Annotated in this window: 15 protein-coding genes and 4 tRNA genes; 3 read left to right on the top strand and 16 right to left on the bottom strand. The window is 52.2% G+C overall.

What is annotated here, in order from left to right; all coding sequences use genetic code 11:
* Positions 1-140: 140 nt before the first annotated feature.
* Positions 141-863, top strand: coding sequence for a dipeptidase PepE (gene pepE, locus JNJ77_00540; GenBank protein MBL8821042.1), 723 nt, complete (start codon positions 141-143; stop codon positions 861-863).
* Positions 864-893: 30 nt separating this feature from the next.
* Here pepE and fusA read toward each other — a convergent pair whose 3' ends face one another.
* The 9 genes from fusA to rplK all read right to left on the bottom strand — a co-directional run bounded on the left by fusA (position 894) and on the right by rplK (position 15,778).
* Positions 894-2,990 carry an elongation factor G gene (gene fusA / locus JNJ77_00535; protein ID MBL8821041.1) on the bottom strand — a complete coding sequence of 699 codons (2,097 nt, stop codon included), beginning with the start codon at positions 2,988-2,990 and terminating at the stop codon, positions 894-896.
* A gap of 166 nt (positions 2,991-3,156) precedes the next feature.
* Entirely contained in the window at positions 3,157-3,633 is a 477-nt protein-coding gene (gene rpsG, locus JNJ77_00530; protein MBL8821040.1) for a 30S ribosomal protein S7, read from the bottom strand.
* A gap of 312 nt (positions 3,634-3,945) precedes the next feature.
* Entirely contained in the window at positions 3,946-4,320 is a 375-nt protein-coding gene (locus tag JNJ77_00525; GenBank protein ID MBL8821039.1) for a 30S ribosomal protein S12, read from the bottom strand.
* A gap of 191 nt (positions 4,321-4,511) precedes the next feature.
* On the bottom strand, positions 4,512-8,843 hold the full coding sequence (gene rpoC / locus JNJ77_00520) for a DNA-directed RNA polymerase subunit beta' (protein ID MBL8821038.1): 4,332 nt from the start codon (positions 8,841-8,843) through the stop codon (positions 4,512-4,514).
* Between the two features lie 96 nt (positions 8,844-8,939).
* The gene (gene rpoB / locus JNJ77_00515; GenBank protein ID MBL8821037.1) at positions 8,940-12,656 is read right to left on the bottom strand and encodes a DNA-directed RNA polymerase subunit beta; all 3,717 of its coding nucleotides are present in this window, start codon (positions 12,654-12,656) and stop codon (positions 8,940-8,942) included.
* A gap of 480 nt (positions 12,657-13,136) precedes the next feature.
* Entirely contained in the window at positions 13,137-13,526 is a 390-nt protein-coding gene (gene rplL / locus JNJ77_00510; protein ID MBL8821036.1) for a 50S ribosomal protein L7/L12, read from the bottom strand.
* A 214-nt stretch (positions 13,527-13,740) separates the two neighbouring features.
* Positions 13,741-14,265 (bottom strand): 50S ribosomal protein L10, encoded by a 525-nt coding sequence (rplJ, locus tag JNJ77_00505; protein MBL8821035.1) that lies wholly within the window; start codon positions 14,263-14,265, stop codon positions 13,741-13,743.
* Between the two features lie 56 nt (positions 14,266-14,321).
* Positions 14,322-15,278, bottom strand: coding sequence for a 50S ribosomal protein L1 (locus tag JNJ77_00500; protein MBL8821034.1), 957 nt, complete (start codon positions 15,276-15,278; stop codon positions 14,322-14,324).
* A gap of 44 nt (positions 15,279-15,322) precedes the next feature.
* Complete coding sequence (gene rplK, locus JNJ77_00495; GenBank protein ID MBL8821033.1) at positions 15,323-15,778, bottom strand: 50S ribosomal protein L11; 456 nt, start codon at positions 15,776-15,778, stop codon at positions 15,323-15,325.
* 182 nt (positions 15,779-15,960) lie between these two features.
* Between rplK and JNJ77_00490 the strand changes: the two genes are divergently transcribed.
* Positions 15,961-16,461, top strand: coding sequence for a hypothetical protein (locus JNJ77_00490; protein ID MBL8821032.1), 501 nt, complete (start codon positions 15,961-15,963; stop codon positions 16,459-16,461).
* Positions 16,462-16,527: 66 nt separating this feature from the next.
* Positions 16,528-17,106 carry a Uma2 family endonuclease gene (locus JNJ77_00485; protein MBL8821031.1) on the top strand — a complete coding sequence of 193 codons (579 nt, stop codon included), beginning with the start codon at positions 16,528-16,530 and terminating at the stop codon, positions 17,104-17,106.
* Positions 17,107-17,195: 89 nt separating this feature from the next.
* On the opposite strand, the gene nusG is transcribed toward JNJ77_00485, so the two are convergent.
* The 7 genes from nusG to JNJ77_00450 form a co-directional block, all read right to left on the bottom strand.
* A complete protein-coding gene (gene nusG, locus JNJ77_00480; protein ID MBL8821030.1) occupies positions 17,196-17,789 on the bottom strand; it encodes a transcription termination/antitermination factor NusG in 594 nt (197 codons plus the stop codon).
* A 40-nt stretch (positions 17,790-17,829) separates the two neighbouring features.
* The gene (gene secE, locus JNJ77_00475) at positions 17,830-18,786 is read right to left on the bottom strand and encodes a preprotein translocase subunit SecE (protein ID MBL8821029.1); all 957 of its coding nucleotides are present in this window, start codon (positions 18,784-18,786) and stop codon (positions 17,830-17,832) included.
* A 42-nt stretch (positions 18,787-18,828) separates the two neighbouring features.
* Positions 18,829-18,901, bottom strand: a tRNA-Trp gene (locus tag JNJ77_00470).
* A 186-nt stretch (positions 18,902-19,087) separates the two neighbouring features.
* The gene (gene tuf, locus JNJ77_00465; GenBank protein ID MBL8821028.1) at positions 19,088-20,311 is read right to left on the bottom strand and encodes an elongation factor Tu; all 1,224 of its coding nucleotides are present in this window, start codon (positions 20,309-20,311) and stop codon (positions 19,088-19,090) included.
* A 183-nt stretch (positions 20,312-20,494) separates the two neighbouring features.
* Positions 20,495-20,566, bottom strand: a tRNA-Thr gene (locus tag JNJ77_00460).
* A gap of 171 nt (positions 20,567-20,737) precedes the next feature.
* A tRNA-Gly gene (locus JNJ77_00455) sits at positions 20,738-20,808 on the bottom strand.
* A 71-nt stretch (positions 20,809-20,879) separates the two neighbouring features.
* A tRNA-Tyr gene (locus JNJ77_00450) sits at positions 20,880-20,962 on the bottom strand.
* Positions 20,963-21,411 lie beyond the last annotated feature (449 nt).

The raw sequence follows: 21,411 nt of genomic DNA, 5'->3' as shown, positions 1-21,411 counted from the left end.
AAGAATGAATAATTTTTCACCTGCATGACCTGTTGTTTTGCACTCAGTTATCCCAGTGCTCCCAGAAAATAGCCACCAAAACCATTGCACCATCGGTCGCTCTATGGCAAGCTGATACTCTCCATCTGGCAGGAACATCCATGCGCGTACTCCTTGGCAGCGGGGGCTTTCGGACTCCAGAGCGTATTGCTCTTCTCTCGCAAACCATGAAATCTCATTTCGGAACAATTCGCAAGCTGCTCTTTGTACCCTATGCCCTCAAAGACCATGATCAGTACGTGCAAACGCTGTTACAACGAGGACTCGACGCAGGCTATGAGATTCAGCCTCTGCACCTGCAGCCCGATCCGGTCAAAGCTGTCTGGAACGCAGAGGGCATTTTCGTCGGCGGAGGCAACACTTTCCGACTGCTTAAAACGCTTTATGACCTGCAACTGATCGATGTCATTCGCACCAAGGTCAAAGGCGGTTTACCATACTTGGGAGTGAGCGCCGGTTGTAACATCGCCTGCCCCAGCATCAAAACGACCAACGATATGCCTATTGTGGAACCACCCACATTGCAGGCATTAGGGTTAGTGCCTTTCCAGGTGAATCCGCATTATGTGCAAGGTGCCATGAGCTATCAGGATACGGCAGGCAACTATCACGCTCACTTCGGCGAAACCCGCGATGATCGCTTACGTGAGTTTCACGAAGAAAATGCCACCCCAGTCATCGGCCTCTGGGAAGGCGGCATCCTCGATTGCGACGGTAGACATGTGAAGCTGATTGGCACCCCGGCCAGGGTCTTCAAACGAGGCGAGGCGCCGGTTGATGTGGCGGCTGGTGAAGAATTAAGCAGCTATCTTTCAGGTTTGTAGTCATCACGATCGAGCGGGATGACAACAACACTATTCATCCAATCCCAGCAGTTTCCGCCTCACCTCCAGCGGCGCTTCCTGGAACCCTGAAGGTTCCAGACTGTAGTTGGCACGACCCTGCGAGACACTCCGAACCGCATCACAATAATCAAACACCTTCGCTAACGACACCTGGGCGGTGACCGTTACCATATTACCCTTGAACGTCGTATCCGTAATCAATGCCCGTCGCACATTCAAATCGGTCTGCACCGGCCCCAGATAAGTATCGGGTACCGTTACTTCCAGCTTCATCACAGGTTCCAACAGAATGGAATTATCCCGTACGGCCTGGTTGACAGCATGGCTGGCCGCACCCTGGAATGCCACATCGGTCGATTCCACTTCTTTCATCTCGGCATCCAGCAGATTCACTTCCACGTTGATGACTGGATAGCCGACTTCGCCAGAGGTAAGCGCATCCTTGATCCCCTGCTCCACTGCAGCAACGAACAACGGCGGCAACTTATCGGCAGGCAGTTTGTTATTAAAGCGGTAGCCACTGTCGATGGGTTTGACTTCCAGTTCCACCCGTGCAAAAATCGGCGTGCCTGTCGTGCGAATCAGTTCACCCCAGATGCGGCGAGGCTGTTTCAGGGTTTCACGGTAACTGACACGAGGCTTGCCTACCCGTAGCTTCAATCGGAAGTCGTTACGCAACCTATTGCACTTCACTTCCAGATGCAACACGCCCATGCCGCTGATGAGCGTCTGCCCGGTTTCCGTATCCAACCCCCAGCGGAAAGTCGGGTCTTCCTTCGCCAGCAGAGCCAGCGTCTGCTCCAGCTTGGCTTTGTCCGCGGAACTCTCTGGCTCGATGGACATGCTGACCACGGTTTCGGCAAACTTAATCCGTTCCAGGAGAATGGGATGGTTCGGATCACACAGCGTATCACCCGTGATTGATTCCTTCGGTCCGGTGACGGCGATGATGTCGCCAGCAAACGCCATCTCCAGCGTTTCGATCTTGTCTCCCGGATCAGCTTTCACGTGATAGAGTTTGGTCATGAACTCCTTGGCATCTCGCCCGGGGTTGAGCATGCGGCTATTCGACTTCGCCTGGCCGGAATAGATGCGGAGATAATAGAGTTCGCCATGTGCATCAGCTTGAATTTTAAAGACAAGAGCAGCAAAGGGTTCATCGAAACTGGTCTTGCGTTTCTCTTCTACTTTTTTCTTCGGATTAAAACCGGTGATAGGTGGTTTTTCCAGCGGATTGGGCAGGTAACGTATCACCGCATCAAGCAAAATCTGAATGCCGATATGCTCACGGCCTGAACCGCACAGCGTGGGTTGAATATCTCCAGCCAGCGTACGCTGCTTGATCAGAGTGATGATATCGTTCAAGTCAGGCTGCTGACCTTCCAGAATCTTGCTGGTGATGAGATCCTTTTCGTCTTTTTCGGTAAGAACATCAAAGAGCCTCTCACGTGCCGCATGGGCATCTGCCTTCAGTTCATCTGGTATGGGACTGCGTTTGACCGTCTTGCCATCAGGCCGACCTGCCGTACTGGGAAGAAACTCGCAATATTCCATCGTGAGCAAATCGATCACAGCTTTAAAGGGATTGGGACTATCCTTGATCGACCCCTGCCCCACAGGCCAGGTGATGGGTATTGGCCTGCAGTGCAATCGTTCCTTCACCTGGTTCACCGCAGCATCAAAATCAGCGCCGACGACATCCATCTTGTTGACAAAAATCATGCGTGGCACGTTGTAGCGATCAGCCTGCCGCCAGACGGTTTCAGATTGTGCTTCGACACCCTTTTGAGCATCAATTACCAGGACAGCGCCGTCCAATACCCGCAGCGAACGTTCCACTTCGGCTGTAAAATCCACATGCCCCGGCGTATCAATCAGGTTGATGGTATGCCCGGCCCAGGTGAGAGGCACACAGGCACTTTGAATGGTGATGCCACGTTCTCGTTCTTCTTCAAGCCAATCGGTCGTGGTCGTACCTTCATCGACGCCACCCAGCCGATGAATCGCCCCACTGTAATAGAGCAGGTGCTCGGTGGTCGTCGTCTTGCCAGCATCAATATGGGCGATGATGCCAAGGTTTCGGAATTTCGTCAGATCAGGTTTCATAGGAGCTATCAGCTTTCAGCGGTCAGCTATCAGCACAATGCTGTTAGCAATAATTTCAAAAATGTGCGAATCATTATCTTAGAAAACTGCTCTTAATGTGAAAGCAAAAGCCCACAAGTAAGAGACTTGTGGGCTGTCATCATCATAATTTTTGACCGCTGATCGCTTACCACGCAAAGTGGCTGAATGCCTTATTGGCTTCGGCCATCTTGATGGTGGTTTCGCGTTTGGCCATGGCTTCGCCTTCACGGCGATAAGCGGCCATGAATTCGTCAGCGAGTTTCTGATACATAGGCTTGCCCTTCTTGCCGCGAGAGGCAGCAATCAGCCAGCGGATTGCCAGACTCTGCTGACGTTCGCGCTTCACGGGCATGGGCACCTGGTAATTGGCGCCGCCGACTCGCTTGGAGCGAACTTCAAGCGTCGGCTTCACGTTTTCGACGGCAACTTCAAAGATTTCAAATTCCTTGCCGTCGCCAGCGCGTTTCTTGATCTGATCCATGGCGTCGTAGAACATTTTCTGCGCGATGGACTTTTTCCCCTGCCACATCAGACAGTTGATGAATTTGGTGACAAGAAGCGAATCATAGATGGGATCAGGGGCCAGCATAGCGTGGCCGGCGGTACGTTTCTTGGAGGCCATGGTTCCGTTCGAGTTTAATTGCGAGAAGGTACGGTGGCTCGTGGTACAAAGTCCTCAACGGGACTGACATCGGCCACTTGCCCGGATCCGATGCAGAATACTATCTTATTAGCCGTACCGCAATGTGGACAGCGGATATGGGCTGCAGCATGGCTGCGAGGCCAATCCTTCATCCCCTTGCCGCTACAGTGGACTGTAGCGCCGGTGGCTTCATTACATTCCGAACATGCAAAGCAGAGTTCAACGATGCACTCGCGCATGATAAGCTGCCCTGGCGACTAATAGGAAATCCAAACCGATGTCAGGAGGGCGTTACTTCTTGGCCTTCTTGGCCCCATACTTGGACCGGGCCTGTTTCCGGTCCGCGACGCCCTGGGTATCCAGGACTCCTCGGACAATGTGATAACGCACACCCGGCAGATCACGCACTCGACCGCCTCGGACGAGGACTATCGAGTGCTCCTGCAGGTTGTGGCCTTCACCAGGAATGTAGGCCGTAACTTCGATGCCATTGGAAAGGCGAACACGTGCCACCTTGCGGAGAGCGGAGTTCGGCTTCTTCGGGGTCATCGTTTTGACTTGCAGGCACACACCGCGTTTGGCGGGATTGCCCTGCATCGCTGGGTGCTTCGGTTTGCTCCGTTGCACACTGCGTGGCTTCTTGATGAGTTGATTAATCGTCGGCATGCTGTTTTTATCGCTTCATGTTTTCTAAGGACAGAATGGGATGTTAGCGAGTATCTGTGCTGCGTCAAGTAAGTTTCATGAAGTATCAGGCAAAAGTTATTTTTGCTCTAGCATTTCATGAATGAGGTTGTTCTCTCACTTGAGCAACTGGGGGAAACACAACCGAAATGGTGTTTCCCCTATTGTGATGTTTATTCCACGGCAGCCACCGGTTCGGTGGTCTGCACAGGTCGCACCTTGGGCGGTGGTGCAAAGCTGGCCTGCGAAATTCCCAGCGCTGGATTCACTTTCACTTCAGCTTCCTGATGAACCTTGAATCCAGTGCCTGCAGGAATCAGGTGGCCGAGAATCACGTTCTCCTTCAACCCCACCAGTCGATCCTGCTTGCCAGCCAGAGCAGCTTCAGTCAGAACCTTCGTGGTTTCCTGGAAGCTGGCTGCCGAGATAAAACTCTCCGACTGCACTGCAGCCTTAGTAATGCCCAGCAATTGAGTGGAACTGGATGCAGGCAATGGTGTGGTGGATGTAGGTACTTTTCCACCCTCTTCTTCCACACGTGCCTTTTCCTGCTGGAAGGTATCCTTATCCACCACTTCATTTTCCTTGAAGTTGGAATCGCCAGGATTCTTCACCTTCACACACTTCTTGAGGCGTTCGTTCACTTCACGGAAGATGAACTTGTCGATGACAGCGCCTGGCAGCAGACGAGTATCACCTACCGATTCCACCTTCACCTTGCGAAGCATCTGGGCCAGCGTAATTTCGATGTGCTTGTCATCGATTTCCACGCGCTGACTGCGATACACGCTCTGGATTTCCCGGAGCAGATAATTCTGCAGAGCTTCGGTCCCACTGACACGCAGAATATCGTGTGGCACCAGCGGACCATCGCAAAGCGGCTCACCTTCACGAACGAAGTCGCCACCATGCACACGCATCGGCTTGCCCTGAGGCACCAGGTGTTCCACCGGGTCGCCAATAGGTTTACCCTTTTCATCCATGGGGGTAACCAGCACTTTTCGCTTGCCACGGGTCCGCTCGACCGCAATCTCCACCTTGCCAGAGACTTCTGCGATAATCGCAGGGTCCTTCGGACGGCGGGCTTCAAACAGTTCAGTTACTCGAGGCAGACCACCGGTGATATCCTGCGTTCCACCACCTTCTCGCGGGGTCTTGGCCAGCACCGTGGCTGCAGAAATCTGCTGACCATTGGTCACTTCCACGTGAGCCTTTTCAGGCAGGAAGTAAACGTCGAGGATTGCACCCTGGTTGTCTTCGACCACAATACTGGGATGCAGATCACCCTTGTGTTCCATGATGATCAGACGGCGAGAACCACCTGCATCGGTTTCTTCGCGTGCGGTATCGCCGATCTTGATATCCTCGTAGCGTATCTTACCACCCTTTTCTGAGAGAATGGGTGTCACGTGTGGATCCCACTTGCAGAGAATGGTTCCGGCATTGACCGTTTCACCATCCTTGACTCGCAGTTCCGCACCGTTAGGCACCGGGAACTTCTCGACTTCACGGCCCTTGGCATCAATGATCGCAATTTCACCATTACGCGCCAGGGCAATCGAAATGCCTTGATCATTAGTGACTGCGTTGATGCGTGAGAACTTGAGTGTACCGCTCTTCTTGCACTTATGCTGCGATTCGCCCAGATCTTTCGTGATCGCCACACCACCGATGTGGAAAGTACGCATGGTAAGCTGCGTGCCCGGTTCACCAATCGACTGTGCGGAGATGACGCCGACAGCCATGCCCTCTTCGACAAGAGCACCAGTGGCCAAGTCCATGCCGTAACAAAGTCGGCAAATACCCAGCGATGTCTGACAGGTCATCGGGCTGCGAACCTGAATCTTGTCGATACCCAGCGATTCAATCTTGCGGGCCTTGTCTGTCGTGATCATTTCATTCTCGTGAACGAGAACGACATCGCTCACCGGATCGCGAATGTCGTGGCGGCAGATGCGTCCGCGAATGATTTCACTCAGCGCACGCTCCACTTCCTCGCCCTTGTAGCTCACACCCTTGGTAATGCCCTGTGTGGTTCCGCAATCATGGGTGGTGATAACGACATTCTGAGCGACATCACAAAGCTTACGGGTCAGGTATCCCGAGTCAGCAGTCTTGAGGGCCGTATCAGCCAACCCCTTACGGGCACCGTGGGTCGAACTGAAATACTCGAGTACTGAGAGACCTTCGCGGAAATTGGCCTTGATCGGAGTTTCAAGAATTTCACCGGAGGGCTTGGCCATCAGGCCACGCATACCAGCCAACTGCCTGATCTGCTCCACACCACCTCGAGCACCCGAGTGAGCCATCAGATAGATTGGATTCAGGTACTGCTGACCGCCTCGATGGTCATCCTTCAGTTCCTTCATCATCTGCTGGGTCAGTTCTTCGCGCACGCGAGTCCACTGTTCGATGATCTTGTTGTAACGCTCAACCTCAGTGAGCAACCCGCGCTGGTAACTTTTATTGATCTTCTCCACTTCCTTTTCCGCATTCCTGATCAGGTTTTCCTTGTTATCGGGAGTACGCAGATCATCGGTGGCGAACGAGAGACCGGAAACCGTAGATTCGCGGAAGCCGGTCTCCTTCATGCGATCGAGCAGATCAATGGTTTCACGACGCCCCATCAACTGATAGCAGTCAGCAATAATGCGGGCTAATGCCTTGCTTGACAATGCAAGATCATAAAAGGCCATGTGCGGATTGAGAATATCGTTAAACAACACTCGACCTACCGTAGTCTGCACCAGGCCGCTGTGGGAACGAGTTGCCAGTTCCAGCTTGCCGTTCACATCGGTCAGAACCTTCTTTTCGATGGGCAGACGCACACTGATCTTCGCATGCAGCCCCACTTTATGTTGTGCATAAGCAAGACTGACTTCACCGGGACTACTGAACACCTTGCCCTGCCCCAGTTCCCCTTCACGGGCTGCTGTCATGAAGTAGCAACCCATGACGATATCCTGCGAAGGTGAAATAATCGGCTGACCATTGGCCGGGCTGAAGATGTTGTTCGTTGCCATCATCAGCACATGGGCTTCGACCTGGGCTTCGATCGATAGTGGCAGGTGAACCGCCATCTGGTCGCCATCGAAATCGGCGTTGAATCCTTTGCAGACCAGCGGGTGAATACGGATTGCATTACCTTCAATCAGCGTCGGTTCAAACGCCTGGATACCCATACGGTGCAGCGTAGGCGCACGGTTCAGGAGAACCGGGTGATTTTTGATCACCTCTTCCAGAATATCCCAAACTTCATCTGCCTTGCGTTCCAGCATGCGCTTGGCTGACTTGATCGTATCCGCATAACCCAGTTCCTTCAGCCTGCGGATGATGAAAGGCTGATACAGTTCCAATGCAATTTTCTTCGGCAAACCGCACTGGTGCAGCTTGAGTTCCGGACCAACCACAATAACTGATCGTGCCGAGTAATCAACGCGTTTGCCCAGCAGATTCTCGCGGAAGCGACCCTGCTTGCCCTTGATCATATCGGTCAGGGACTTCAGCGGGCGATTGGAGGAGCCGAGCACTGGTCGCTTGCAGCGGCCATTATCAAACAATGCATCGACCGATTGCTGCAGCATGCGCTTTTCATTGCGGATGATCACTTCCGGCGCGTTCAGATCAACCAGCTTTTTCAATCGGTTGTTTCGATTGATGATGCGGCGATAGAGATCATTCAGATCGCTCGTGGCAAAGTTGCCTGAATCGAGCAGCACTAGCGGACGCAGATCTGGCGGAATGACCGGAATGCATTCCAGCACCATCCATTCCGATTTGTTCTCGCTGTCGCGCAGTGATTCAACCACTTTCAGTCGTTTGGTCAAATCCTTCTGCTTCTGCTTACTGCCCTTGTTGCCATCCTTGAGCATCTCTTCACGAAGATGGCTCGAGAGAGTTACAAGATCCAGGCGTTCGAGCAGCCGTTTGACGGCCTCTGCGCCCATCTCTGCGTCAAATGTTCCGCCGTACTGCTCACGGGCCTTGCGGTATTCTTCCTCGGTCAACAGTGTCTTTTCCTTGAGTGGCGTGCCACCGGAATCGACAACGACGTATTCCTGGTAATAGATGATCTTCTCGAGATTCACCGTTTTCATGTCGAGCAGATTGCCCAGGCGGCTTGGCATCGACTTGAAGAACCAGATGTGAACCACCGGGCTGGCCAGTTCAATATGCCCCATGCGCTTGCGGCGTACCCGGCTATGAGTCACCTTCACGCCGCAACGGTCGCAGATCATGCCCTTGTATTTCATACCGCGATATTTGCCGCAGGTACATTCCCAGTCCTTTTCAGGGCCGAAGATGCGTTCGCAGAACAAGCCATCCTTCTCAGGGCGGTAGGTTCGATAGTTGATGGTCTCAGGCTTCTTCACTTCGCCAAAGGACCAGCTGCGAATATCAGCGGGGCTGGCAAGCGTGATCTTGACTGCGGAATAGTCATTAATGCGATCATAGCTGGTATCTGCTGAAACAGGCGCCGGCGGTGGCGTCAGGGCTGCTGTCATGTGCTGTCCTCCCCCAGGGTCGGAAGGTAAAAGTTGTCTTGTCGTTCCGGTTAATCTTTCCTGCCTGATGATCCAGGCAGGGCAGCGTCATCGCTATTACAATCTCTTCTTGATCAGTTGCATGTTCAGACCAAGGCCACGAATTTCGTTGGTCAACACGTCGAAGCTGGCAGGGGTGCCTGCTTCCAGGGTGTTTTCTCCCTTGACCATCGATTCGTAAATCTTGGTGCGCCCTTCAACATCGTCAGATTTTACAGTGAGCAGTTCCTGCAGGATGTAGGCAGCGCCGTAAGCTTCCAGCGCCCACACTTCCATTTCACCGAAACGCTGTCCGCCGAATCGGGCTTTACCGCCCAGAGGCTGTTGCGTGATCAGTGAGTAAGGCCCAGTGGCTCGTGCGTGTACCTTGTCATCAACGAGGTGATGAAGTTTCATCATGTAGATGTAACCAACCGTGGATGCCTGCTCGAAAGCTTCGCCAGTTCGGCCATCATAGAGCTTGGACTTGCCCGTTACTGACAGGCCAGCTTCCTTGAGGCATTCCTTGATTTCCTCTTCGGTGGCGCCATCAAAAACTGGCGTCACTGCCTTAAAGCCGAGCTTGTGTGCTGCCAGCCCGAGGTGTGTCTCCAGAATCTGGCCTACGTTCATACGGCTTGGCACGCCCAGTGGATTGAGAAGGATGTCCACCGGGGTTCCATCCGCCAGGAATGGCATATCTTCTTCGGGCAGAATCTTGGAAATCACACCCTTGTTGCCATGGCGACCGGCCATCTTATCACCCACCGAGATGACTCGCTTGGTGGCAACGTACACCTTCACCATCTGCTGTACGCCGGAAGGCAGTTCATCGCCTCGCTTGAGGCTGTTGAGCTTGCGCTCCTTTTCATCGTTCAGAGACACCAGGCGTTCCAGGTGATGGTCGAACTTGTCTTCCACCGCACTCTTTTTCTCTGCGCTGCGGATATCGAGGTCATCAAACTTCAGACCTTCCGGCTTGCGGAATATCGAATTGATGGCCTGCTCCACTACCACCTTGTCATCCTTATCAACGCCGAATGGCTTGTGATGAACAGGATCTTTCAGTTCCTTCTTGTCGAGGATTTCCAGCACTTCGCTGACGAAAGTACGGAACTGGTTGGCAATCAGGGCATCGTATTTCTTGTGGATTTCCTTTTCCTGCTTGTCCACTGCCTTGCGCTCTTCATCCGTCATGGATGAACGGCGGCTGAAGCGTTCGGTGTAGATGACAATGCCTTCAATACCGGAAGGCACTTCCAGCGAATCGTTTTTGACATCTTCACCGGCACGACCGAAGATGGCATGAAGCAGTTTCTCTTCGGGAGTCAGTTCACTTTTGCTCTTGGGCGAAACCTTGCCAACGAGGATGTCGCCTGGCTTGACAAAAGTCCCGAGTTGCACGATGCCATTGTCATCGAGATTGCCCAGCATCTTGGGAGATACATTGGGAATATCTCGAGTGAACTCTTCCTTGCCGAGCTTGGTCTCGCGGATTTCAATTTCGAATTCCTCGATATGAATCGAGGTGAATGTGTCTTCCTTCACCAGTTTTTCGCTGATGATGATCGCATCTTCAAAGTTGTACCCGTCCCAGGAAACAAACGCAGCCAGCACATTGCGACCCAGCGCAAGTTCACCGTTGCGGGTAGCTGCTGAGTCAGCAATAATCTGACCTTTTTTGACTTTTTGCCCAATCTTCACGATTGGACGCTGATTGAGGCAGGTTCGTTCGTTCAGGCCATAAAACTTCCGCAGCGGATAGTCTTTGTCATCAATGCGGATGTTCTCAGCATCCACGTAGGTGACATGACCGCTCTTTTCCGCACGAAGCACCATGCCTGAATAGCGAGGCACTTCGGTTTCCATACCCGTTGCTACAATTGGTGCTTCCGTCACCAGCAACGGCACAGCCTGCCTCTGCATGTTCGAACCCATCAGGGCACGATTCGCATCATCATGCTCGAGGAACGGGATAAGCCCGGCCGATACGCCCACCATCTGGCGAGGCGAAACATCGACGTATTCCACTTCTTCCGAGTTCATGACGCGGAACTCACCCCCCTGTCGAGCAGTGACTTTCTCCACCAGCTTATCCCCTTCGGAAGGTGCATCAGCCGGTGCGAGAATCGCCTTCGATTCCTCATCAGCACGCAGCCAGAGGACATCTTCGGTGATCTTGGTCTTCTTCACCTTGCGGTACGGCGTGATCAGGAAGCCATAGTCATCCACCTTGGAATAGATGCTCAAGCTGGAGATCAAACCGATATTGGTGCCTTCAGGCGTTTCAATCGGGCAGATGCGGCCATAGTGCGAAATATGCACGTCGCGCACTTCGAACCCGGCACGCTTGCGATTTAAGCCGCCTGGTCCCAGAGCTGACAACCGGCGTTCGTGGGTCAACTGCGACAGCGGATTGGTCTGATCCACCACCTGGCTCAGTTCACCACGACCAAAGAAGTATTCAATCGCAGCGGAAACGCTCTTGGGATTGATCAGGGAGCGAGGAGTCATGTCCTGCTGATCCTTGATCGACATGCGTTCCTGCACCGTGCGTCGCAGTTTCAAGAAACCCTTGCGGAGTTCATCAGCTGCCAGTTCGTCAATCGTTCGCAACCGGCGATTGCCGAGATGATCGATATCGTCAATGATGCCTTCTTTGTTTCGCAGCTTGAGCAGATAGCGAATCGAATTCAACAGATCAATCGGTCGCAGGCACATTTCCGATTCAGGCACATTCTGTTCGAACTTGCGATTGATGCGGAAACGACCAACTCGCCCGAGTCGATAACGGCTGGGGTCAAGAAACTTTTCCTTGAAAAGTTCCTTGGCCTTCTCCAGTTGTGGAGGGTTACCCGGACGAAGTCGTTGATAGATTTTCAACAAAGCTTCTTCGTGGGAACTGGTAGGATCTTCATGCAGCGTTCGCAGGATGACGTTATCCTTGACAGCGCCCAGCACTTCAATGTGATGAATCTTGGACGCCAGCAGAATATCCACCTGTCGTTCTGTCAGTTCACTGCGGCTGTCTACCAGAATTTCGCCTGTCTGGTTGTCAACTACGTCGCCTACTACGGTTTTGCCCACCAGAGCTTTGGCCGAGTCTGCATTCACTTTGACTTTTTCTACTGGGTAGAATGCCTTGATGATATCGGCTTCAGAACCATAGGCTGGGTCCATTGCTCGCAGCAGCGTGGTTGCAGGGAACTTGCCCGACTGATCGATGCGAACGTGGAATGCTTCCTTCTTGGTCACATTGATCTCAATCCAACTGCCTCGCTCAGGGATAATGCGGCAGGCATGCATGCGCCGATCACCAGTGTCTTCGTCAATGGTGAAATCGACGCCGGGGCTGCGATGCAACTGGCTAACTACCACACGCTCGGCCCCATTGATGATGAATTCGCCACCACCAATCATGATGGGCATATCGCCCAGATAGACTTCTTCTTCAACAGGCTGCTCCTTCACCAGACGCAGCCAGACTCGGAATGGCCGACCATAGGTCAGGCGTAGCTTGCGACATTCGTCCGGATCATAGCGTGGCTTGCCCAGTTCATAGCGGAGGAATTCCAGCCGAATGGACTTGTCGTAACTTTCGATGGGAAAGATTTCCTGGAGCACTCCCTCCAGTCCGATGCTTTCGCGTTTTTCAGGAGACTTATCCACCTGAAGAAAACGATCATACGACTTTAACTGAACATCGCTCAACGGGGGTACATCAATGGCATCGCCACGTCGACCAAAGTTGCGAACCGAGGTTGGGATGAAATAGCGTTGTGAAGTAACAGGCATCTGTTCGGCTCCTGATTTGGGAGGCAGGGAGTCGAGGCCAAATAGGCCGAGACCATCAATCCATCAAAACAACCAGGCTGCCTGCCTGATTGCTCTTTCCTGTTGCTGCAACATCTGGTAATAAGAGGTGCTTGCTCAGGAGCAAATAATCCAAGTGAATATTACAGCCGGAGTATCAAGATGTTCTGGGAGAGGTGACTCTCTCCCGTCGAGAATGTTGCGCCGGTAAAGTACGCGGTAAAATCGCGCGTACCGATAGTGGGCGCGGGACGAAGGCGACCTGCACGCTGAGCATGATATGCTTCAAGGTTGGAACATCCTGCAAGAAAACGACACCCGTTTTGATGAATGTTGCGCATCACATTCACACGGATTGTCAAGGCCATAATTCAATTATAAACAGAAAAGTCGGCCTGGACACCCCCATGAAGGGAATTCCAGGCCGTTTCTTGATTTCCCATCTGCTTACCAGATTCCAGCCTATTTCAGCGAAACCTTGGCGCCAGCAGCTTCGAGTTTCTTTTTGTAATCTTCTGCCTGATCCTTGGCAATGTTCTCTTTGACGGGCTTGGGAGCGCCGTCAACCAGATCTTTGGCTTCCTTCAGACCCAGGCCCGTGATTTCGCGAATCACCTTGATGACCTGAATCTTCTGAGCACCGGCGTCATCCAGACTGACAGTGAATTCAGTCTTTTCGGCGGCCTTGGCTTCTCCACCACCAGCAGCTGCGCCAGCGCCAGCTACCATGACAGCACCACCAGCAGCTGGTTCAATGCCATGGGATTCCTTCAGAATCTTGGTCAATTCTACAGCCTGGGCCAGTGTCAGGTCGGCAATCTGTTTTGCCATTGCGGCTAAATCTACGGACATAGTTCTTTTCCTTTCGCGCTCGGTTTTGTCTTAAAGTGCTGAGTGCTGAGTCCTGAGTGCTGAGAACACGATCAGAATATCACCTCTGCCTGTCGGGTTACTTACCAAGCAATGTCACGTGAATAGAAGCCTTCACCCAACATCACTTGCCTGCCTGCCAAACGCTGAATCGAATTACTCAGGACTCAGCACTCAGCACTCAGGACTTTTTGTCTTATGCTTTGCCTTTTTCTTCCAGGCTCTTGATAGCACCACCAAGCTTGCGGCCGGGGCCTACCATCGCAGCAGCCAGTTGCTTTCCTGGTCCGAGGATGGCCGATGCCACCGTAGACAATGCCTCCGCACGGGTTGGCATGCTTCGGGCAGTGGCAAAATCAACCAGCGAACCTTCGGCAACAGCAATCTTGGCTGAGATCTGCTTGCTGAATTTCTTGATGAAGGCTTCCAGTTCCTTGGCTACTTCAGAAACCCCGCCACCCGTTTGCTGGATGGGATGTGCAATTACCGTGGGGCCATTGAGGTAGTTATCCAGGCCACTGAAGCCCTTGTCCTTGAGCACGCGTCGTGCCAGGGCATTCTTTACCAGTTGCAAACGGACATTCTTCTTGCGAAGCGCCAGTCGCATGGCATTTTCGTCTTTGGCAGGGACGCCACTCATGTTGAGCAGAACCATATCGCGGGTTTCCCCAATCGACTGGCTCAACGCATCCATCTGCATCTGCTTGATAAGCTTACTCATATCCTTCGCCTTCACAGCAAGGCGATCAGGAACCCTGATCGCTTACAGCTCATGTATTAAACAACTGCGATGCCGATACCAGGACTCATGGTAGCGGACAACGTCAGCGATTTGATGAAATGCCCCTTGGAGGATGCAGGCTTGGCTGCCTTCACACTCTCCACAAAAGCGGTAATATTCTCCACGAGCTTGGTTTCATCGAAGCTCAGCTTGCCGACAGCAGCATGAACATTGCCACCTGCATCGGCCCGAAATTCAACCTTGCCTGCCTTGAATTCCTTCACGGCAGCAGCAATATCGCCAGTCACCACGGTACCAGCCTTGGGTGAAGGCATCAGGCCACGTGGCCCAAGCACCTTACCAAGGCGACCAACCACACCCATCATGTCGGGAGTAGCCAGGGCAACATCGAAATCAGTGAAACCTTCTGAGGTAATTTTCTTGGCCAAGTCATCCGCACCAACAAAGTCAGCACCGGCTGCCTTGGCTTTGGTTGCGTTCTCACCCTGGGTGAAAACCAGCACCTTCTTGCTGCGACCCAGACCATGAGGCAGTGGTACAGCGCCGCGGACCATTTGATCACTTTGCTTGGGATCAATACCGAGTGCCATGTGCACTTCAACAGTTTCATCAAACTTCACGCGTTTGTGAGTCTTCAAAAAGCTGACAGCTTTCTTGAAATCTACCAGTCCGAGCTTCGATGCTTCATTGGCAATCGTGCCCATCTTCGCACGCAGCTTTTTGCCTCGGCGAGGAGGCACGCCAGGACGACCGCGCTTTTTGGTGGGTTCCGCAGAAACTCCTTCTGCAGCAGCAGTTGCTGGTGATTCTGCTGCTGGCGCAGCAGCTTTATCAGCAGGGACTTCATCAGACTTGGCTGCTTTGGCCTTGGGAGCCTTGGCAGGCTTCTCAGCTTTAGGCGCTTTGCCCTTTTCGGCTTTGGCTTCTTCAGCAGCAGGCGCTGCAGCAGCTTCCGTTGCTGGTGCTTCTGTATCGGTTTTCTTCTTCGCCATGGCTTATTTCTTCTTGTTCTAGCTTTGCTCTGTTGCTGGTTCGGTTAGACAACTTTCAGGCCCATACTCCGGGCGGTGCCTTCAATAATGCGGCAGGCATGATCGACATCGCGTGCATTCAGATCAGCCAGTTTCTTGGTGGCAATTTCACGCACCTGGGCCTTGGTGACCTGCGAGGCTTTGTACTTGCCACCCTTCTTCTCAGCAGCAGGGATCAGTTCTGCTCCCTTTTTCTTCTCGTGCGGAATGCCGGCAGCCACCTTCAGCAGGATCGCAGCGGGTGGGCTCTTCACAACAAAGTCGAAACTGCGATCGTTATAAACGGTAATGACAATGGGAACTGTCATTCCCTTGAGATCTTTGGTAGCATCATTGAACTGCTTGACGAACATACCAATGTTCACGCCATGCTGACCGAGAGCCGGACCAACGGGTGGTGCTGGTGTAGCAGCGCCACCTGGGCATTGCAGTTTAATTTGACCGGTAACAACCTTTGCCATGATTCCTGTCCGCCAATACCTGCCCGCCAACGAACCTTCGTTGGTGGGCAAGTTTTTTTAGGAACAGGCTCGGCAGTGGCTAGGGAAAAACGTAAAAATGGTGTGAAATAAGCTAACTATGCCACAAAACAGCCTGTTTTTCGGCTTGACTGCTTCCCGCCACCCGTTATCTCTCATTTTTCATGAAAATTAGATTACTGATAGTGGTTCTGGCCTCACTTCAGCCTGGCTGTTCGATGCTAATTAACGAGACAGGCTTCGACCTCGCATCGATTCCTGCCCGTGAAGATGTCCGCATCTGTTTCGGAAACCCGGTCCAAAGCGGCACTTTGACTGATGAAGATGGCAAAACGAAAGCATTCGACGACTACATCATTCAGCAGAAAATAGCTCATGGCGAATATGGTATGTATAGCATGGCGATAGCCATTACATTTGGAACCTGTGAGTTGTTCATGTTTCCGTGGGAAGTGATGAAGGCCAGCCAGAACATCATCCTCGGCAGCAGAATCAGGTTCGTTTACTCAAGCGACGGAAAAGTCGAACGCATCCTGGAAAATGATAAAGACTATTATGCCCCCTTTTTACCTTCCAACCTGGCCCGCCGCTTCAAGATCGCCAGCAATCAATACCAGGGCATTTCCCCACAAGAACAAGCTGTGAATGACAGCAGAAACAAGTAGCACCAATTCGACCTCGCACCCTCAATCATCCTCGTAATTACAAATTAGTCATGGTAAGCTGATGTCATGTCAAGTGGCACAACATTAGAACTGACGCCCGAAGGCTACCTGCACATGGAACGAGGAGCAGCGTTCCGAAGTGAATACGTGCGCGGCGAAACCTTTGCCATGGCCGGCTCAAATCGCAATCATCATCGGATTGCTGGCAATATTTTCAACTACCTTTCGAGCGTTCTGAAGAACACGCCTTGCGAAGTTTTTATTCATGACATGCGAGTCAGCCCCACCAACGATAATTACTATTATCCTGACGTCTTTGTAGCTTGCGAGAAAATCCAGTACCTCGACAGCATGCAGGATACTATTCTGATTCCTGTCATCATTTTCGAAGTGCTTTCAAAATCGACAGAAGATTATGATCGCGGCGGCAAATTTACCGACTATCGCAAAGCCAGCAGCTTGAAAGATTACGTGCTCGTCAACCAGTTTGGGGTATTGGTAGAACATCACGCCAGACAAGCCGACAACCGCTGGCTCATGACGGAATACAAATCACTCAGCGACGAAGTTAAACTCTCCGCCCTTCCCATCTCGATTCCACTCTCTGTGATTTACGAATCAATTAAATGGGAAAATGCTGACTAAACGGCACGACATTGACCAGGTAATCTTGATCAATGTCGGTGTAGCCAATTGTGATGCTGTTACTGCAAGGACTGCTTGCTACTTACCAATTATGCATGCTCAATCTGCCAGTATTCCAGTTCCACCGGCACGTCGCGGCCGAAAATCTTGAGCATGACGCGTACCAGCCCCTTGGCTTCCAGAATTTCGCTGACTTCCCCTTCCATACCAGCAAACATTCCATCCTTGACCTTGATGTGCTCGCCCTTGTGGAAGTCAATCTTGGGAGCGACGGGCGTTTCTGCAACTACTTCCTTCTTCTGGTTCAGAATCTTGTCTACTTCAGATTGCGGCATGGGCAGTGGAATCTTGATGCCACCACCGCCAACGAAATCACCTACACCCGAAGTTTCGCGGAAGAGATACAACACCCGATCATTGAACTCGACCTCAGCCATGATGTAGCCGGGGTAGAGTTTCTTGGTGCGAGTTACTTTCTTCCCCTTGACCAGTTCAACCGTACGTTCCACGGGAACAATAATCTGGCCGAAGAATTGCTCCATGCCTGGTTCAATTTTGATCTTGCGTTCGATAGCATCCTTGATCGTGTCTTCACGGCCTGACTGTACCTTGATGACGTACCACCGCTTGTTGCCAGTGGGTTCAGGCAGAGGCGCTTCCTGAATGGACATTGCTTCCGACATGGACAGTTTTCCTTATCGTTGCCAGTAGAGGCAAACGTCTTTAACGCTGCAACACCCCTAATGCGGTGAGCACCAGCACCCAGATAATATCAAGCAAATAGAGAAAGACAGCAAAGAACAATACGGTTAGAAGAACCACGCCGGTATCGCGAATCAATCGCTTGCGGCTGGTCCACGTTACTTTAGCCAGTTCCGCTTCGGTATTGATCAGGAACTCAGCCATCGGCGGATGATTCACCAGGCGGTAGGCAAACCAGATGGCACCTGCCAGCAGGATGAACGGGATCATCAAACCGGCAGCACGGAACAGGATCAGTGAAGCATCGCTGACGAAGGGAATATCCCAGACGTAGGGAGAACCCGTTACGCTGAGAGTATTGCGTGACCAGATGTAGGCATACACACCAAGACCAACCGTCGCGATGATCACCAGCATGGTGATGCGCCGGATTTTCATACCTTGAACCTTCTTATAAGGTTCTGCGGTGAACCAGCCACCATCTTCCAACTTCTGCATCCGCTTGGGGAAGTTGGGAGCGTTGAAGCTTTTGATAATGAATCGATTGATCCACCACGCAGCGAGTGCACCCATGAATGCCATTCCTAGCCAGAAACGAATACCCAGGTTTTCTAGCCAGGTGCCAAAGATACCATCAACAATGTATCCCAGCAGGAAGATTACTATGAAGCCCAGGATGATATTTCCCACCCCTACTGCAACAGCAGCGCGCAGTCCATATTGAGCCGGGAACAGTTTAAGCCAGAGAAAAATGGCAAGCGCAACAGCAAGGCAGATAGCAGCCAGCAACCCGGCACCCGCAGCCAGACCTGTCGAGGTCACAACCTGTGAGTAGCCCCAGGGAACCAGATGCGTGATGGCGAGGTATGCCAGCACGACATACAGGGTCCCCACGATGCCGTTCCAGCTTAAGCTGGCCGGATCCGCTTTTCGCGGAGAACTGCTTGCCGAGGGCGCGTCTTGAACGGCCAGGGCCATAATGTTTCCTTACATCCAAAAGAGGAAAATCTGTCTATTCAGCATGGGCGGCAGGAATCGAACCTGCAACCTGCGGTTTTGGAGACCGCTGCTCTGCCAGTTGAGCTACGCCCATTCGAGCTGTCAGCTCACAGCAAGAGCCGTCAGCTTTAAGTAGCAATTAGCGACACCCTGCATAGAGTGCCGCTAATTGGCTGTTTTTCATTGTAGGGCACGCTGAGCGTGCCTCACATTGTTTTTCATTTTTTGCATGGTTCTTATTGTCGCATGGAAGTCGCGCCAGCGTGCAAGTTGCACCTGTTTATGCCAGAATCTTCGTTACAACGCCTGAACCAACCGTTCTGCCACCTTCTCGGATAGCAAAGCGAAGACCTTCATCCATAGCGATGGGCTGCTCAGGGAGCAGTTCAATCGTTACTTCCACATTGTCGCCGGGCATACACATTTCAGCCTTGCCACCACCTGGAGAACGCAGTTCCTTCACAGTACCAGTCACATCGGTGGTGCGGAAGTAGAACTGTGGCTTATAGTTGGCGAAGAATGGAGTGTGACGACCGCCTTCTTCCTTGGTCAGCACGTAGACCTTGGCTTCAAAGGTGGTGTGTGGCTTGATCGAACCGGGCTTGGCAAGCACCTGGCCTCGTTCCAGATCGTTACGTTCCAGACCTCGCAGCAGCACGCCGACGTTATCGCCAGCAATACCCTTATCGAGTGTCTTCTGGAACATTTCGACACCGGTGACAACCGTCTTGCGAAGTTCCTTGGACAAGCCAACGATTTCAACTTCGTCGCCTACCTTACACACACCGCGTTCAATACGGCCAGTACCTACCGTACCACGACCCTTGATGGAGAAGACGTCTTCGATGGACATCAGGAAGGGCTTATCTTCTTCACGCTTGGGATCGGGGATATAGCTGTCCAGTGCATTCATGAGGTCATCAATGCACTTGCCTGCAGCATCGTCTTTGGGATCCTGCATTACTGCCAGTGAGTTGCCACGGACGACAGGAACATCGTCGCCTGGGAAATCATACTTTTTCAGCAGTTCGCGGACTTCCAGTTCGACGAGGTCGAGCAGTTCAGGATCATCGACGGTATCTACCTTGTTCATGTAGATGACGATGTAAGGAACATTCACCTGACGTGCGAGCAGAAGGTGTTCGCGAGTCTGAGGCATGGGGCCGTCGTTAGCAGCCACTACCAGAATCGCGCCGTCCATCTGGGCAGCGCCGGTGATCATGTTCTTGATGTAATCAGCGTGGCCGGGGCAATCGATGTGGGCATAGTGACGCTTATCGGTTTCGTATTCCACGTGGGCCACGGCAATGGTGACCGTCTTCAAATCGTCACGTTCCGTACCACCCTTGGCGATATCCTTATAGCTCTTGAAAGCGGCAACTTTATTCTTCCAAGCCTGTCGTGCCACGATGGCTGCCGTGGTCGTTGTTTTGCCGTGATCGATGTGGCCGATGGTGCCAACGTTCACGTGCGGCTTGCTGCGTTGAAAGACTTCTTTAGCCATTGCTGCTCCTCTGCGGGTGTTTCCAGATCATGCCAGACGAGCATGATGAAACGGCGCCGAAAAATGTTACAAACTGTAAACCCTTGTTCTATGACCAATAACCGGTTTAGCCTAGTCTCTCGGCAGGCTTCCTGGAAATGGCGTGCATGAGCGGGTTTTATGCCCATGTTCATATCGAAACAAAGCTGCTGGTGGGGCTTGAACCCACGACCTCGTCCTTACCAAGGACGCGCTCTACCGCTGAGCTACAGCAGCAAAAGCTGTCAGCTATCAGCTGCCAGCTATCAGCCAACATCTGACGGCTCACTGCCTTCAGTTATCAGCGTACTGAGTGATCGTGCATCAGCAAGCAAACTACTCTTGGAAACAGCCGCATTTTCTTAGTTTCTTGCTGACGGCTGCAAGCTGATAGCTGACGACCTTAAGAGCGGGCGATGGGAATCGAACCCACAAGACCAGCTTGGAAGGCTGGAGTTATACCATTTAACTACACCCGCAGACCAACATGCTTAGTCCTCAGTAATCAGAAATGAAAGCTCTGAACTCAGGACTCAGCACTTGAATAAAGTGGGTAGTGAGGGATTCGAACCCCCGTAGGCGTTAACCAACAGATTTACAGTCTGTCCCCTTTAGCCACTCGGGCAACTACCCCTGAGATTTTGTATTATGAGGAAACGATGTTACGCTGGCAACATCGTTTTACTTAGTGCTTAAAGTAAGGACTCCTGGAACCGGCTACTTGTTCACCCGCCTGCACTGATGGATGCCTGCTGAATCGATTCTCATGGTTGGAGTGGATACCGGCCTTCCAGGCAAAACCAGGCAGGCCGACATAGCAGTTGTCGGCCTGCGCAGCTGCACGCTCTGAATTAGGTGAGTGAATCAGTCACTGGAAGATTGAGGGACGTAAAGGCCGGGAATTCAGGCGGAGTATATGCAGGCCAGGATATCTGCTCGTAATAAGTATAGTTTCTTCGGTAACTGAGATTCGAAGTATAGGTCACGTAAACTGGTGAAGCATCAGTACTATTGAAGCTGCCAAGCAGTAAATTGAACCATGTATTAAAGCTGGCATGGTCTGTATCAAAATAACCTCCTGT

It is taken from the genome of Planctomycetia bacterium (assembly GCA_016795155.1).
Classification (GTDB): Bacteria; Planctomycetota; Planctomycetia; order Gemmatales; family HRBIN36; genus JAEUIE01.
The sequence above is the reverse complement of the archived record's forward strand: the minus strand, read 5'-3'. Positions and strand labels throughout refer to the sequence as shown.